Origin of the sequence: Altericroceibacterium xinjiangense, from assembly GCF_003958635.1 — a bacterium.
GTDB lineage: Bacteria > Pseudomonadota > Alphaproteobacteria > Sphingomonadales > Sphingomonadaceae > Altericroceibacterium_A > Altericroceibacterium_A xinjiangense.
In genome coordinates this window covers 186,858-202,282 of record NZ_RSEK01000003.1, presented here as the reverse complement: position 1 = coordinate 202,282, position 15,425 = coordinate 186,858, and the positions used below count along the sequence as shown (strand labels likewise).

14 protein-coding genes are annotated in these 15,425 nt (G+C 64.5%); 9 read left to right on the top strand and 5 right to left on the bottom strand.

The window, feature by feature from the left end; genetic code table 11:
• Nucleotides 1–58: 58 nt before the first annotated feature.
• Nucleotides 59–2,263: a glycine--tRNA ligase subunit beta gene (gene glyS, locus ELY13_RS04915; RefSeq protein WP_126172777.1), complete on the bottom strand. Its 2,205-nt coding sequence runs from the start codon at nucleotides 2,261–2,263 to the stop codon at nucleotides 59–61.
• The gene (locus tag ELY13_RS04910; RefSeq protein ID WP_126172776.1) at nucleotides 2,260–3,159 is read right to left on the bottom strand and encodes a glycine--tRNA ligase subunit alpha; all 900 of its coding nucleotides are present in this window, start codon (nucleotides 3,157–3,159) and stop codon (nucleotides 2,260–2,262) included. Before ELY13_RS04910 ends, glyS begins: the two co-directional genes overlap by 4 nt.
• Before the next feature lie 135 nt (nucleotides 3,160–3,294).
• Between ELY13_RS04910 and ELY13_RS04905 the strand changes: the two genes are divergently transcribed.
• The 6 genes from ELY13_RS04905 (at nucleotide 3,295) to ychF (ending at nucleotide 8,060) form a co-directional block, all read left to right on the top strand.
• Entirely contained in the window at nucleotides 3,295–4,221 is a 927-nt protein-coding gene (locus ELY13_RS04905; protein ID WP_164549698.1) for a TraB/GumN family protein, read from the top strand.
• The gene (locus tag ELY13_RS04900; protein ID WP_126172774.1) at nucleotides 4,218–5,090 is read left to right on the top strand and encodes a TraB/GumN family protein; all 873 of its coding nucleotides are present in this window, start codon (nucleotides 4,218–4,220) and stop codon (nucleotides 5,088–5,090) included. The genes ELY13_RS04905 and ELY13_RS04900 overlap by 4 nt, the downstream gene beginning before the upstream one ends.
• Before the next feature lie 100 nt (nucleotides 5,091–5,190).
• The gene (locus ELY13_RS04895) at nucleotides 5,191–5,874 is read left to right on the top strand and encodes a 50S ribosomal protein L25/general stress protein Ctc (RefSeq protein ID WP_126172773.1); all 684 of its coding nucleotides are present in this window, start codon (nucleotides 5,191–5,193) and stop codon (nucleotides 5,872–5,874) included.
• Between the two features lie 93 nt (nucleotides 5,875–5,967).
• Nucleotides 5,968–6,537 carry an aminoacyl-tRNA hydrolase gene (gene pth, locus ELY13_RS04890; RefSeq protein ID WP_126172772.1) on the top strand — a complete coding sequence of 190 codons (570 nt, stop codon included), beginning with the start codon at nucleotides 5,968–5,970 and terminating at the stop codon, nucleotides 6,535–6,537.
• On the top strand, nucleotides 6,534–6,959 hold the full coding sequence (locus ELY13_RS04885; RefSeq protein ID WP_126172771.1) for a GNAT family acetyltransferase: 426 nt from the start codon (nucleotides 6,534–6,536) through the stop codon (nucleotides 6,957–6,959). Before pth ends, ELY13_RS04885 begins: the two co-directional genes overlap by 4 nt.
• Nucleotides 6,960–8,060: a redox-regulated ATPase YchF gene (gene ychF, locus ELY13_RS04880; protein WP_126172770.1), complete on the top strand. Its 1,101-nt coding sequence runs from the start codon at nucleotides 6,960–6,962 to the stop codon at nucleotides 8,058–8,060. It abuts the gene before it with no gap.
• An 85-nt stretch (nucleotides 8,061–8,145) separates the two neighbouring features.
• Here ychF and ELY13_RS04875 read toward each other — a convergent pair whose 3' ends face one another.
• Complete coding sequence (locus ELY13_RS04875; protein ID WP_126172769.1) at nucleotides 8,146–9,435, bottom strand: tetratricopeptide repeat protein; 1,290 nt, start codon at nucleotides 9,433–9,435, stop codon at nucleotides 8,146–8,148.
• A 370-nt stretch (nucleotides 9,436–9,805) separates the two neighbouring features.
• Between ELY13_RS04875 and gyrA the strand changes: the two genes are divergently transcribed.
• Genes gyrA through trmFO form a run of 3 tightly spaced genes read left to right on the top strand, consistent with a single transcriptional unit; the run spans nucleotide 9,806 to nucleotide 14,274 of the window.
• Nucleotides 9,806–12,523, top strand: coding sequence for a DNA gyrase subunit A (gyrA, locus tag ELY13_RS04870; RefSeq protein WP_241233555.1), 2,718 nt, complete (start codon nucleotides 9,806–9,808; stop codon nucleotides 12,521–12,523).
• Between the two features lie 11 nt (nucleotides 12,524–12,534).
• Complete coding sequence (locus tag ELY13_RS04865) at nucleotides 12,535–12,900, top strand: TipAS antibiotic-recognition domain-containing protein (RefSeq protein ID WP_126172767.1); 366 nt, start codon at nucleotides 12,535–12,537, stop codon at nucleotides 12,898–12,900.
• Nucleotides 12,901–12,942: 42 nt separating this feature from the next.
• Nucleotides 12,943–14,274, top strand: coding sequence for a methylenetetrahydrofolate--tRNA-(uracil(54)-C(5))-methyltransferase (FADH(2)-oxidizing) TrmFO (gene trmFO / locus ELY13_RS04860; protein ID WP_126172766.1), 1,332 nt, complete (start codon nucleotides 12,943–12,945; stop codon nucleotides 14,272–14,274).
• A 33-nt stretch (nucleotides 14,275–14,307) separates the two neighbouring features.
• Here the strand turns inward: trmFO and ELY13_RS04855 are convergent, their stop codons facing one another.
• Complete coding sequence (locus tag ELY13_RS04855; RefSeq protein WP_126172765.1) at nucleotides 14,308–14,763, bottom strand: EF-hand domain-containing protein; 456 nt, start codon at nucleotides 14,761–14,763, stop codon at nucleotides 14,308–14,310.
• A gap of 23 nt (nucleotides 14,764–14,786) precedes the next feature.
• Nucleotides 14,787–15,389 (bottom strand): squalene/phytoene synthase family protein, encoded by a 603-nt coding sequence (locus tag ELY13_RS04850; RefSeq protein ID WP_277600632.1) that lies wholly within the window; start codon nucleotides 15,387–15,389, stop codon nucleotides 14,787–14,789.
• Nucleotides 15,390–15,425: the final 36 nt, after the last annotated feature.

The window sequence follows — 15,425 nt, the reverse complement described above, 5'->3', positions numbered from 1 at the left end:
TCCTTGCCGAAAAGGGCCTGTAGGTGACACTTTCCCGCTTTCAGGAAAAAGAAATATTCTATCCCTCGATGTGCGAGAAATCGGCCACTTTGTGCACCGCAGCACGGAAACGCGCAAGTAGTCCCAAGCGGGCGGCGCGTTTTGACTGGTCTTCGGCGTTGACCGTCACCTCTTCGAAGAAGCGATCGATCGGGGCGCGGAGGGACGCGAGCGCAGCCATGGCCGTTTCGAAATCTTCCGTTTCGATGGCGGCGGCAGCTTTCGGCTCGGCTGCGTCGAGTGCTTCGATCAGCGCTTCTTCGGCCGCGTCGGGGGTATAGGAAAGGCCGGGCGCCTTCCGCTCGGCCATCTTGGCCGCGATGATCGGAGCAAGATCGGGATCATCGACCAGCGCCAGCGGGTCTTCCTCTCCGGTCCGCGCCACCTCGGCTTCGTGGCCTTCCCAGTTTTCCTTCTTCAGGATGTTGGCCGCTCGCTTGTACGCGGCGAGCAGGTTGGTGCCGTCCTCTGTCCCGACGAAGTTCTGCAAGGCATGGACGCGCGCGAGATTTCCGACAATCTCGTCCTTGCGTTCCTCAAGCTTGAAGACGGCATCGATCAGATCGTGCCGGACGCCAGCTTCGCGCTGCTGCACCTTCAGGCGATCGACGAAGAATTCCGGAACCGCCAGAAACAGTTCGGCAGGCAAGTTCTCGCGGATCCAGTCATAGTGCTGTTCCGCCGGTAGAACGCCTTCCATCTGCTGCTTGAGCATTTGACCGGCCCGGTACGTCGCGTAATCCAGCTCCAGCCGCAGGCCGCTGCGAAGAATGATCTCGATGATGCCGAGCGCCGCTCGCCGGAGCGCGAACGGATCGCGCGAACCCGTGGGCCGCTCCTTGATCACGAAGAAGCTGACCAGCGTGTCCAGCTTGTCCGCAAGGCTGACCGCCACCGTCACCGGCGCGGTGGGGACGTCGTCGCCCTGCCCAACCGGCTTGTAGTGATCGCGGATCGCGCCGGCGACTTCATCCGGCAAACCTTCGGCGCGGGCGTAGTATCCGCCCATAAGCCCCTGAAGTTCAGGGAATTCGCCGACCATTTCGGTGACGAGATCGGCCTTCGCCAGCCTTGCGGCCTGTTCGGCGAGACCCGGGTTCGCACCCTGGACGATCCCTTCTTCCGCCAGCCAGCGGGCGAGCTTCGCCACGCGTTCCACCTTGTCGGCCACGGTGCCGAGCTTTTCGTGGAAGGTGATCCGCTTCAGCCCTTCCGCGTGCTGGTCCAGCGCCTTCTTTCGGTCCTGCTCCCAGAAGAAGCGGGCATCGGACAGACGGGCGGCGAGGACCTTGCGGTTGCCGGCGACGATGGCTTCCCCGCCGTCGGGCGCGCCAATGTTTGCGGTGCAGACGAACGCGTTTGCGAGCTTTCCGTCCTTTTCGCAGACGAAATACTTCTGGTTCGTCCGCGCCGTCAGCTGGATGACTTCAGGCGGGACTTCGAGGAATTCCACGTCGAACCGGCCGAGCAGCGGCACCGGCCATTCCGTCAGCCCGGCGTTCTCGATCACCAGTCCTTCGTCGGGGACAAGCTCAAGTCCGACCTCGGCAGCAGCCCTGGTCGCGCCTTCGCGGATCATCGCTTCTCGCTCCGCATGGTCGACGATCACGTGGCAAGCGCGCAGCTTCCCCTGGTAATCGTCCGCCCCGCCGATGGTGATCGGTCCTTCATGGTGGAAGCGATGGCCGAGCGTGGCATAGCCGCTTTCGATTTCACCGACCGTGCACTCGACCAGGTCTTCTCCGAAGATCGCCACGATCCCCGACAACGGGCGCACCCAGCGCAGGGATTCGGTACTGAGCGAGGCGTCGCCCCAGCGCATCGATTTTGGCCACGGAAACGCGCGGACGATCGCGGGGATCGCCTCCGCCAGCACGTCACGCACCGGCCGGCCGGGCTTTTCCACCACGGCGAAATAGACGCCGTCGCGGTCTTCAAGCTGGTCCTGCGTCAAGCCGGTCTTGCGCAGGAAACCTTCGAGCGCCTGCGGCGGCGCGCTGGTACGCGGCCCCTTGGTTTCTTCCCGAACCGACTCGGTGCTTTCCGGCAGATCGCGTGCGATCAGTGCAAGGCGGCGCGGGGTGGACCAGACCATGACAGCCCCCACGGGGACGCCGGCGGCCTGCATTTCCTTGCCGAACAGCTTTCCAAGATCTTTGCGCGCGCCCGCCTGCATCCGGGCGGGAATTTCTTCGCAGCGCAGTTCAAGCAGGAAATCCGTCATGCCGCCCACTCCGGAAAGTCACGCGCCCAGCGGTCGGATTCCCGGGCCATGTAGGCCTCGCACGATCCGCGGGCGAGATCGCGCACCCGGCCCATGTAGCTGGCGCGTTCCTGCACGCTGATGACGCCGCGCGCCTGCAGCAGGTTGAAGATGTGGCTCGCCTCGACGGCTTGTTCATAAGCCGGGATCGGCAGGTTCGCGTCCAGCGCGTTGCGGCATTCGGCTTCCGCCTTGTTGAACAAGTCGAACAAGGCGTCCGTATCGGCGACCTCGAAGTTCCACGCGCTCATCTGCCGTTCGTTCTCGAGGAACACGTGGCCGTAGGTCGTGCCGCGTCCGTCGAAATCGAGATCATAGACGCTGTCGACGTTCTGGATGTACATCGCCAGCCGTTCCAAGCCGTAGGTCAGTTCGCCGGCCACCGGCTTGCAGTCGAACCCGCCCATTTGCTGGAAATAGGTGAACTGGGTCACTTCCATCCCGTCGCACCAGACTTCCCAGCCGAGGCCCCACGCGCCGAGCGTGGGCGATTCCCAGTCATCTTCCACGAAGCGGATGTCATGCTTCAACGGGTCGATTCCGATCAGCTCCAGACTTTTCAGGTAAAGCTCCTGCAAGTCCGGCGGGCTCGGCTTCAGGATCACCTGGTACTGGTAGTAGTGCTGCAGCCGGTTCGGGTTTTCGCCGTAGCGACCGTCCGTCGGGCGGCGGCAAGGCTGGACGAAAGCAGCGTTCCACGGCTCGGGGCCGAGCGCGCGCAGCGTCGTCGCGGTGTGGAAGGTGCCTGCGCCCATCCGCATGTCGTAGGGCTGCAGGATCAGGCATCCCTGGCGGCTCCAGTAGTCGTGGAGCGTCAGGATCATCTGCTGGAAACCGGGGCGCGAGGTGCCGTTCATGGTCCGGCGCCATGGCTTATGGGCAACAGAGCGTCAATGGTTGCGCATGGGCGGGGGGAAACGTCTCGGGAACGCTACCGCTGCTCAACAATTCGTCCTACATAGCAGCCCGTTCATCGCAGGATGTTTTCGCAGATGCCCTTTCTGGCACGCCTACTGTTTCGTCCGCTGGCCGCGCTGTCCCTGCTGGGCTTGCCGGGCTGCGCCACGTTTGTGGATTCCGCCACCACGGCCGAAGCGCAGCAGTACCCGCCGGGGCCAGCCTTGTGGGCGGTCTCCGACGCCGACACTACGATCTATCTGTTCGGGACGGTTCACTCCCTCCCCAGCGACGTCGACTGGTTCAAGGGGCCGGTCCAGCATGCGTTTGCCGTTTCCGACGAACTCGTGACGGAAGTATCGGTGGGGGACACCGGCGCAATGCAGCAGGAACTGCTTGCCCGTGCCCAGCTGCCGAAGGGGCAGAGCCTGCGCGGCTTGATGAGCAAGGCGGACCGCATCCTGTTCGAGGAGACGCTCGTGTCCCTTGGCCTTCCGGTCGAAGCCCTCGACCGGTTCAAGCCGTGGTACGCCGCGATGATGCTGTCGGTCCTGCCGCTCGCAAAGGCGGGGTTCGGGGCGGAAAGCGGCGTGGAGATGGTGCTGAGCCGGGATGCTCCGGGCAAGAAGATGTCCGCGCTCGAAACGGTGGAGCAGCAGATCGAATTGTTCGACGGCCTACCGATGGCTGCTCAGGTGTCTTTCCTCAACCAGACGGTCACTTCGTTGAACATGGTGGGCGAGACTGTTGCCGAGATGGTCGCCCGGTGGCTTGAGGGCGATGCCAACGCCCTGGCCCGACTGCTCAATGCGGAAATTGACGATCCGGTACTGCGGGATCGCTTGCTGACCCGGCGCAACGCGAACTGGGCGGAGTGGATCGATCGGCGCCTCCAGCAGCCCGGAACCGTCTTCGTCGCCGTTGGCGCGGGACACCTCGCCGGGAAGGGCAGCGTGCAGGATCAACTGAAGGCCCGGGGGATCACGACCGCCAGAGTGGTCGAACAACCCGTCGCCGAATGAACGGCCGCCGGGTGATCGAGCGTTTCCTGTTCTTCGCAGCCGCATTCCTGCTGGCCGCGTGCGGCGGCCCGCGCGAGGACTGGCCACCTCCCTCCCCCGCCTTGTGGGAAGTCACCGGCCCGGACGGGGCAAAGGGCTGGCTGTTCGGGACGGTTCATGCGCTGCCGAGCAGCGTCGCCTGGCAGACGCAAGCCGTCGAGCAAGCGCTCCGGTCCGCGGACCGGCTGGTGGTGGAGATCGCCAATCTCGGGCGAAGGGACGCAGCCCGCGCAGCCTTCGACGAAGTCGCGCGCACACCGGGCCTGCCGCCGCTTTCGGCCCGCGTCCCGGCTTCCGACCGCGCTGCGCTGCACGCCTTCATGGAGCGCGCCGGAAGGGATGACGACGACTTCACCGATCTGGAGACTTGGGCCGCCGCGCTGCGGCTCGCCAATGCCGCCCGCCGCTCCGACGGCGGAGAAGGCGTGGACACCGTGTTGCTGGAGGGCAAGGACCCCGTTGTCGGGCTCGAAAGCTATGCAGCGCAGTACCGCGTGTTCGATACTCTCACGCCGTCGGAACAGGCAACGCTGCTGCTCGGACTTGCTCGCGATGCCGAACTGGACGCGAACGAAGGGCGGCTGCGGGCGTGGGTCACCGGCGATCTGGATGAGCTGGCGCGGCAGTCCTCCGTCGGAATCCTGACCGATCCGGGGCTGCGCGAAAAGCTGCTTTCCGCACGCAACCGGAACTGGGCCAGCCGGATCGATGCCATGCTGAAAAGCGGGGCCAGACCGTTCGTCGCGGTCGGCGCGGCGCACATGCTGTGGGACGATGGCTTGCCTGCCTTGCTCACCCAGCGCGGCTATACCGTCACGCGCGTGGAGTAGCCTTGCTTTTTCACGGCTTTGCGCCTAGGGGCGCGGTTCCCGCCGTGGTCATCCCTGGAGGCGTGGCGGGAGTACCAGCAATCTTGAAAGGCACGTTACGATGAGCGACGCTCTCACCCTGCCGGCCGAGGCGCGCGAACGGACTGGCAAGGGAGCCACCCGTCAGCTGCGCCGCGAAGGCCGCGTTCCCGCCGTTATCTATGGCGGCAAGCAAGAACCCATTACCATCCACATGGAAGAGAAGGAAGTGATGCGCCTGCTCGGCACAGGTCACTTCATGAACTCCCTTGTGATGATCGAAACCGGCGGCGAGACCATTCGCACGCTGCCGAAGGACGTTGCCTTTCACCCGGTTACCGATCGCCCTGTCCACATCGACTTCCTGCGTCTGACCCGCGGCGCGAAGGTCGAGGTTCAGGTACCGGTCGTGTTCACGAACGAAGCACTGGCGCCCGGCCTCAAGAAGGGCGGCGTGCTCAACATCGTGCGTCACGAACTTGATCTGATCTGCGACCCGGACAAGATCCCGTCGGAGATCCAGATCGACGTCACCGGCGTCGAAGTGGGCGATTCGATCCACATCAGCCGCGTCAATCTGCCGGCCGGTTCGGAAAGCGCGATCACCGATCGCGACTTCACGATCGCCACCGTCGTTGCTCCTTCGGCGCTCAAGCGCTCTGAAGCCGAGCAGACCGGCGCCGACATGGAAGCGGGCGAAACCGCCGCGACCGAACTCGGCCCCGATGCAGACGCAGCCGAGGAACAGGAAGAAAAGAGCGAGTAAGCCTCGCTTTTCTTCAGGCATCGAAACGCCGGTCATGCCTTCGGGTGTGGCCGGCGTTTTGCTTTTCAGCCGGCGGAGCAATAAGACGCTGCCATGCAGATCTGGACAGGACTAGGAAATCCGGGACCGCAATACGCGCTCCATCGGCACAACATCGGCTTCATGGCCGTGGACGTGATCGCGGCCATGCATGACTTTGGTCCCGTGCAGAAGAAGTTCTCCGGCTGGGTGCAGGAAGGCCGCATCGGCACCGAAAAGGTGCTGCTGCTGAAGCCCGCGACCTACATGAACGAAAGCGGCCGTGCCGTGGGTGAGGCGCTGCGGTTCTACAAGCTCGCGCCAGAAGCGCTGACCGTGTTCCACGACGAACTTGATCTGGCGCCCTTCAAGATCAAGGTGAAGACGGGCGGCGGTACCGCCGGGCACAACGGCTTGCGTTCGATCGACAAGCATTCCGGCCCCGATTTCCGCCGCGTGCGGATCGGCATCGGTCATCCGGGACACAAGGACCGGGTCACCGGCCATGTGCTGGGCAATTACGCCAAGGCAGAAATGGACAATCTTGCCGACATGCTCGCAGCAATCGGGGCGGAAGCCGAATGGCTGTCCAAAGGCGACGACCCCCGGTTCATGAGCGAGGTAGCCCTGAGGCTACAGGGATGAGCCTGGCCATCCGCCCGGCCATGAACGCCGACGGCGCAAGCGTGCTGGACATCTGGCGCAAGTGCGATCTTACCCGGCCGTGGAACGACCCGCACAAGGATTTCGACCGAGCGCTGGACTGCGAAAGCGCCGTAGTCCTGCTGGGCGAGCGAGGCCCGCTGCCGGTTTCCACCGCAATGACCGGGTCCGATGGGCATCGCGGATGGATCTATTACCTTGGCGTCCTGCCCGAATTCCGCGGACATGGCTTTGGCCGGGAAACGCTGGACGCGTGCTGCGACTGGCTGCGCCAGCGCGGATGCCCGAAAGTGGAATTGATGGTGCGCGATGGCAATCCGGCCGCAGGGCTGTATGAGCGGCTCGGTTGGGATTTGCAGCCGGTGCGCACCTATGCGCGCCGGCTAGACGAGAAGGAATTGTAAATGGGTTTCCGCTGCGGGATCGTCGGGCTGCCGAATGTCGGCAAGTCGACCCTGTTCAACGCCTTGACCGAAACGCAGGCTGCACAGGCCGCCAACTATCCGTTCTGCACGATCGAGCCGAACGTCGGCCAGGTGGCCGTTCCGGATACGCGGCTGGACAAGATCGCTGCCATCGCCAAGTCGGCCAAGATCGTCCCCACGCAGCTCGCGTTCGTCGACATCGCCGGCCTGGTAAAGGGCGCGAGCAAGGGTGAAGGACTGGGCAACCAGTTCCTCGGCAACATTCGTGAGGTGGACGCGATCGTCCACGTGCTGCGCTGCTTCGAAGATGACGACATCCAGCACGTCGCCAACAAGGTCGATCCGATCGCGGACGCAGAGGTGGTCGAGACGGAGCTGATGCTGTCCGACCTTGAAAGCCTGGAAAAGCGCGTACCGGCGGCACAGAAGCGAGCGACGACCGGGGACAAGGAAGCGAAGGTCGCCGCTAGCGTCCTCGGCCAGGCGCTTGACCTGCTGCGCGACGGCAAGCCCGCGCGGCTCGTCGAACCGAAAGACGATGAGGAAGCGCGCGTGTTCGCACAGGCCCAGCTGCTGACCGCAAAGCCGGTGCTCTACGTCTGCAACGTGGGTGAGGAAGACGCCGCGAACGGCAACGATCAATCCGCCAAGGTGTTCGAAAAGGCCGCCGGCGAAGGCGCCAAGGCGGTAGTCGTTTCCGCCGCCATCGAATCCGAACTCGTCGCGATGGACCCGGCGGAACGGCAGGAATACCTTTCGGAACTCGGGCTGGAGGAGACCGGCCTCGCCCGCGTGATCCGCGCCGGCTACGAACTGCTGGGCCTGCGGACCTTCTTTACCGCCGGACCCAAGGAAGCACGCGCCTGGACCTTCCCTGCGGGCGCCACCGCGCCGCAAGCCGCAGGCGAAATCCATTCCGATTTCGAAAAGGGCTTCATTCGTGCGGAAACGATCGCCTTTGACGATTACGTTGCGCTGAGCGGTGAAGCCGGTGCGCGCGAAGCGGGCAAGCTGCGTCAGGAAGGCAAGGAATATCGGGTGCAGGATGGAGACGTGCTGCTGTTCCGCTTCAACGTTTGAGGCTTAGCCCTTCCATTCATACGCCAAAAGAAAACGGCGCGGGAACCGAAGCTCCCGCGCCGTTGCTGTTTTAGCTGGGTCGGACTTAGCCGCCGGCGCGGACACCGCCAGCCTTGTTATCTGCCCAGATCGACCACAATTCGGCAATCGATTCGCGCGGGCCGCTGACCTGGTCGAACGTGGCTTGCGCCGCGTCGTACTTGCCCTGCATCGCTTGCGCGATACCGAGTCGGGTCAGGACCTGGTCACGGTTCTGCACACCCTTTTCAAGTGCCAACTGGTACATGCTCTCCGCATTGGCGTAATCGCCAAACGACAGGAACGCTTCGGCCGTACCCATCGCGGTGGTCCCGCTGGAGGAACTGCGGGCTTCGGCAACGAGACCCGGCGTTTCCGCCCGATCGGCTGCGGCGCGGCCCTGAGCGATCTGGCGGGCTTCCTGGACGTAGGTATCGTCCGAAGCGAGCTTCCCGGAAGATACGCCTTCCTCGATCACCGCCAGTACTTCGTTCGCCATCCGGCGAGGATCGGCCGACTGGATGTAGGCCTTGTAATCGTTCGCCTGTGCCAGCGTCTGGGTGTTCCGCATCAGGCGCAGCAGATCGAGGTACTGCTGATCATCGAACTGGTTGAGCGCGCTGACCACCTGGACCGCGTTGGTCCAGTTTTCCGGGGTCGGGTTGGTGGACACCAGGTAACCGGCCCATTCCGTGGCGAGCTGCGGGTCCTTGCTTTCGTAGGCCAGCTTCAGCCCGCGCAGCACCCAGTTGGTGGGCACCTGCGTACCGGCGGCCGTGCGCTGATCGATGACGCCCTTCAGGTATGAAAGACCCTGCGGCGTGTTGTTCTCCGCGAAATAGCTTTCGGCGATCAGGCCTTCCGGATCATTCTCCCGGTAGCCTGCCCGCAGAGCTTCCTGCAGCGCAGCACGGGCCGTAGGGTAGTCCTTGGCTTCGAAAGCTAGGTTGCCGATGAAGAAATTGTACTGCCCAAGCTGTTCGGGCGGCGCCTTGCCGCTGGCGACCATCGTCTGCAGGCCCTGGAGCTGCAGCGCCTTGTCCTTCAACTTGCCGCCAAGCGACACGATCAGCTGCCCTGCGGCGAAACGATCGTCCGGAGTAGAGGCGGCAGCGAGGACGGCGGGGATCTGCGCCCGCGCGGCGTTGTAGTCACCGCCTTCGGCGTTCACCGCGTCGGCGACCGGCTTGTAGACCTTCACGAAGTTCTTGGAATAGTCAGCCTTCGCCTGCTGGGCAGAGGCCGGAGCGGCGATGCCACCGGCTGCAAGCATGGTACCGCTGGCCAGGGCAACCGCCATGGCGAACCGGGTCCCGAGGCGAGCCTTGTGGCCTGAAGGATTTTTCTTGCGAAGCATCGATGAACTCTCCTGCTTTATCGATAAGGGCCGGCTGTCGTGCACCGGTTTTAACTCTTCGAAACTTTCCGGGCCGCTAGTGCCTATGCGCACCCTCATTTGCAATCTGTTACCCGATACCCCGTGAACCGGGTTTGAACGCGCCTGCGGCCCTCCCTATATCCGGACCCGAGGAAACAAGTGTGGAAAAACACGGCAACAGCTGCCTGGTTCCCTCATTCGACTGGTTCCCTGCGGATCTATCGCCTAGGGTTCCGTCACCCATCCGTTCCGAGTTTTCAGAAAGCGATTTCCGCAGGTGAGCGACACCGACGTCCTCGATCCCCCGGCTACCCCCGGCGAATTCGAACGCATCGACATCGTCGATGAAATGAAGTCCAGCTATCTCGATTACGCGATGAGCGTGATCGTGTCCCGCGCGCTGCCCGATGTGCGCGACGGACTGAAGCCGGTCCATCGGCGGATCCTCTATGCCAGCCAGGAAGGCGGCTTCGTCTACAATCGGCCTTACCGTAAATCGGCCAAGATCGTCGGTGACGTGATGGGTAACTATCACCCGCACGGCGACTCCGCGATCTACGACGCACTGGCGCGCATGACGCAACCGTGGTCGATGCGGGTGCCGCTGATCGACGGCCAGGGCAACTTCGGGTCGATGGACCCCGATCCGCCCGCCTCGATGCGTTATACCGAGGCGCGCCTTGCCCGCGTCACGACCGCCCTGCTCGACGATCTCGACAAGGACACGGTCGATTTCGTCGACAACTACGACGGGTCACGCTCGGAACCCGCAGTTCTTCCGGCCCGCTTCCCCAACCTGCTGGTCAACGGCGCGGGCGGCATCGCGGTCGGCATGGCCACCAACATCCCGCCGCACAACCTCGGTGAAGTGCTGGACGGCTGCCTTGCATTCATCGACGATCCGGCGATCACCACCGAACAGCTGTTCGAAATCATTCCGGGACCCGACTTCCCAACCGCTCCGCTGATACTTGGTCAGGCCGGCGCGCGCGCGGCTTATACCACCGGGCGCGGATCGGTCCTGATGCGCTGCCGCCACGCGATCGAGGAAACGCGGGGGGACCGCCGCTCGATCGTGCTGACCAGCATGCCCTACCAGGTCGGGAAGTCCGGCCTGGTGGAAAAGATTGCCGAGGCCGCGAAGGAAAAGCGGATCGAAGGCGTGTCGGACATCCGCGACGAATCCAGTCGCGAAGGCGTGCGCGTGGTGATCGACCTCAAGCGCGACGCCACGCCCGAAGTCGTGCTGAACCAGCTCTGGCGGCATACCCCCGCCCAGTCGAGCTTCCCGGCAAATATGCTGGCGATCCGCGGCGGCCGACCGGAAGTCCTGACTCTCCGGGACATCATCGAATCGTTCATCGCCTTCCGCGAGGAAGTGATCACCCGCCGCACCAAGTTCGAACTGAACAAGGCGCGGGAACGGGCGCATATCTTGCTGGGCCTTGTGGTCGCCGTGACCAACATGGACGAAGTCGTCGCGATCATCCGCGGATCGGCCAACCCGGCCGCTGCCCGCGCAAAGCTGCTTACCCGTGATTGGCCGATCGGCGAGATCGCGCAGTACATCCGCCTGATTGAAGCGATCGAGCCGAACGTGGAGCAGGAAGGCGGCACCTATCGCTTGTCCGAACGGCAAGTGAAGGCGATCCTCGACTTGCGGCTCCACCGCCTCACCGCGCTTGGGCGCGACGAGATCGGCGATGAGCTGAAGGAGCTTGCGGGGCACATTGCCGAATACCTCGCGATCCTGGCAGATCGGGTGCGGCTCTATGCCGTGATGCGTGAGGAATTTCAGGCGATCCGGGAGGCTTACGCCACCCCTCGGGTGTCGGTGATCGCTCCCGCCTGGGACGGACTGGACGACGAAGACCTGATCGAGCGTGACGAGATGGTCGTGACGGTCACGCTTGACGGCTACATCAAGCGCACGCCGCTTTCGACCTTCCGTGCCCAGAACCGGGGCGGCAAGGGCCGCGCCGGCATGGCGACGAAGGATGCTGATGCGGTGAGCGAGATGTTCGTCACCAGCACGCACAATCCGGTGCTGTTCTTCTCGACCGCGGGCAAGGTCTATCGCCTGAAAGTGTGGAAGCTGCCCGAGGGCGGCCCGACCACGCGCGGACGCCCGATCGTCAACCTGCTGCCTGCGCTCGATCAGGGGGAGACCATCGCCACGGTCCTGCCGTTGCCGGAAGATGAGGACAGCTGGGGGGCTCTGCACGTGGTGTTCGCGACGGCGAAAGGCAGCGTGCGCCGCAACTCGATGGACGCGTTCGCCAACATCCCGTCGAACGGGAAGCTGGCGATGCGGTTCGAGGAAGGCAGCGACGACCGGCTGATCGGCGTCGCCCTGGTCGATGCGTCGGACGACGTGCTGCTCGCCACCCGGGAGGGCAAGGCGATTCGCTTTGCCGCCGACGACATCCGCGAATTCCAGTCCCGCACCTCCACCGGCGTACGCGGCATGAACCTGCGCGAAGGGGATGAGGTCGTCTCGCTGTCGATCCTCCACCGCGTCGGCACTACGCCGGAACAGCGCGAAGAGTATCTCCGCCACGCACCGTGGAAGCCGGACCGGGAGGGAGAGCCTGCCTTGCCGCCGGAGCGCTTCGCCGAAATGGCGGAGAAGGAGCAGTTCATCCTCACGATCTGCGCCAACGGCTACGGCAAGCTGTCCTCCGCCTATGAGTATCGGCGGATCGGGCGCGGCGGCCAGGGCATCGTCAATATCGACAACATCGATCGCAATGGCTGCGTGGTCGCCAGCTTCACCGCGACCAAGCAGGACCAGCTCATGCTGGTGACCGATCAGGCGAAGCTGATTCGTATCGCGCTCGATTCCCTGCGCGTGATCGGGCGCAACAGCGCGGGCGTGCGCCTGTTCGACGTCGCCCCGGGCGAACAAGTCGTCAGCGCTGTCCGGCTGGACCAGGAAGAAGGCCCGGAGAACGAAGCGGAAGAAGCGATCGTGGAGGAAATGCTCGGCCGCGAAACATCCGAGACGACCCCGCACACGACCTACAGCAGCGACGACAACGTCCCCAACGAACCGGACGCTGATTGATCGGGAAGGAGATGGGATGGGCTTGCGCAACCCCATCTCCTTCCGTTCGAACGAGAAAGGCAGCGCTGGCCACCATGGGTGAGAACGACGGCCGCGATGCGTTTGCCGAACTTCGGGAGGCGACCACTCCGCTGGCCGCGCGCTTTGCGGCCGGCTGCTCTCCTGAGGACGATTGCCTCGCTCCTGAGCTCGACCGCCATCTTGCGTGGGTCGAAGAGACTTGGAACCGCGAGTGCACGCCGATGGCCTATGCCGGGCTGGCGGATCTCTATCTTACCGCTCCCGGCTTTTCAGACCGGTTCGAGGCGCAAGGCACCGGGTTCACTCTGTGGCTCGCCAGCGCAATGAAGGCTCACGCGGCGCGCCTGATGCCGTAGCCTGCCCTTGACGCCTTGGCCCCACGGGACCAATCGCCCGCCATGGCTCATGACATTCACATCATCGGCGGCGGACTGGCAGGAAGCGAAGCGGCCTGGCAGCTCGCGCAGCGCGGCATCCGTGTCCTCCTCTCCGAAATGCGCGGCGGCGGCGGGTCCACACCCGCGCACCAGACGGACGGGCTGGCGGAACTGGTCTGCTCCAACAGCTTCCGGTCGGACGATAGCCAGAATAACGCGGTCGGCCTGTTGCACGATGAAATGCGGCGGCTCGATTCGGTGATTATGCGCGCCGGTGAAGTCGCCCGGGTTCCCGCAGGCTCCGCGATGGCGGTCGACCGCGACGTGTTTTCCGCCGAAGTGCAGAAGGCACTGGAAAGCCATCCCAATGTCGAGGTCCGCCGGGAGCGAGTCGACGTCTTGCCGGAAAATGGCCTGACCATCGTCGCGACCGGCCCGCTGACCGCCGCGACCCTGGCTGAAAGCATCGGCAAGGCCACTGGCCGGGAAAGCCTCGCCTTCTTCGATGCCATTGCGCCGATCGTCCATTTCGACAGCATCGACATGGACGTGTGCTGGATGCAGTCTCGCTGGAACAAGGGTAACGGAAAAGACTACATCAACTGCCCGATGGACAAGGACCAGTACTATGCCTTCGTCCAGGGACTGATCGAGGGGGAAAAGACCACCTTCCGCGAGTGGGAAGCCGACACGCCGTACTTCGAAGGCTGCATGCCGATCGAGGTGATGGCGGAACGCGGGGTGGAGACGCTGCGCTACGGGCCGATGAAGCCGGTCGGGCTCGATGAACCGCGCACCGGCCGCTGGCCTTACGCCGTGGTCCAGCTGCGGCAGGACAACAAGCTCGGTACGCTGTGGAACATGGTCGGCTTCCAGACAAAGCTGCGCCACGCCGAGCAAGTCCGCCTGTTTCGCACGATTCCTGGGCTGGAAAACGCGGAGTTTGCGCGGCTGGGCGGCTTGCACCGCAACACGTTCCTTAATTCGCCAGTGCTGCTCGATCGACAGTTGCGGCTGCGCGGGGCGGAGCACATCCGCTTTGCCGGCCAGATCACCGGGTGCGAAGGCTACGTAGAAAGCTCGGCAGTCGGGCTGCTTGCGGGGCTGATGACGGCAGCGGAGCTGGGCGGGCGCGACTGGACACCGCCGCCGCGCACCAGCGCGATGGGGGCCCTGCTCGCCCACATCACCGGGGATGCGGAAGCCGAAAGCTACCAGCCCATGAACGTCAACTTCGGACTTTTCCCGCCGCTGCACGACGTCAAGAAGAAGCAGCGTAAGCAAGCCTACACCGATCGCGCCAAGGCCGATCTGGGCGCATGGCTGGAGGAGATCGACGGCGTTCCCGCCTAGGCGGCCCCGTCGTCGCGACTTTTCAGAAGACGGTCAGCACTGGCAACGCGGCTTCGCCTTGCGCTTCGGCGCCGTGGTCGCGAATTCCGCTGGCGTAAGCTCGCCGTCCCGATCGCCATCGGCACCTTCGAACCGGTCCACCGTCGCGACAGCCCATTCCTCGAAGGTCAGGAGGTTGTTGCCGTCGACGTCGAGCTTACGAAAGCCATCCGCGCGGCTGGAGAGCATCTCGTTGCGCGAGATGATCGTGTCGCGGTTACGGTCGTAAAGATAGAACCGCCGCTGCTCCCGCGTCAGTTCGGTCGCTTCCGGCAGTGCCGGGCCTTTCAGCCCGGCGACATCGGCAGTTGGCAGGACCTCGGGCGTGGGGACCGGAAGGGGCGCGGGAGGAGGCGCGGCCTGCTCGACTTCGGCCCGTCCCTCCATCCAGAACAAGCCAACAGCCGCTAGCATGAGCGCCAGCAGCGCCCCAAGCACGATCCGGTTCACAGCGATTCCCCCTCGCCTCCGGTTTACCGGCCAGTGACCCCCAGGCGCAAGGCCAGCAAACCGCTGGCCGGGCCTTCCAGCAACGGAGTCCCTCCCCGGGACAGGCTTTGCCGCGCGAGGCCAGCAAGAACCGTCAGCGGACGCAATGCGCGCGGCAGGCTAGCCAAGGGCGTTCCCGCCCGCCCCAGTTCAACCACCAGCGCTCGCTCCTGCGCGTCCCTCAGATTGGCGGCAAGGTCGCCCAAGGCCCAGACATACCCAGCGCGGACCGCGAGGGGCGCCGCTTGCGCTTCGCCGATGCGGTGGGAGAGCGCCGCAAACGCCACGCCGCGCCCGTTTGCGAACTCCGTGACCGCCGCTTCGTCCAGCGTTTCGCCGAGCAGCCGCTCCCACCCGTTCACCAGATCGATCAGCGCGGCGCGATCGGGCCATTCGGAAAGCGCCGCCAGCACCGGGTCGCCGCGCGGCCAGTCCGACGGGTCTTTCTCAAGCGTATCGCGCCACCAGGCGAGCCGCATCTGCGCAAGGATCGGCTCCCGCTTCTTGCGCACGAGTTCGGCAAGCCTGCCGTCCAGCGCCAGCAGCGCAAGCGTCGGCTGGCGCGTCCGGGCCGGACAGTAGGACAGCGCCAGCCTCTGCGGCAGGCCGAGTAACGAGAGAAG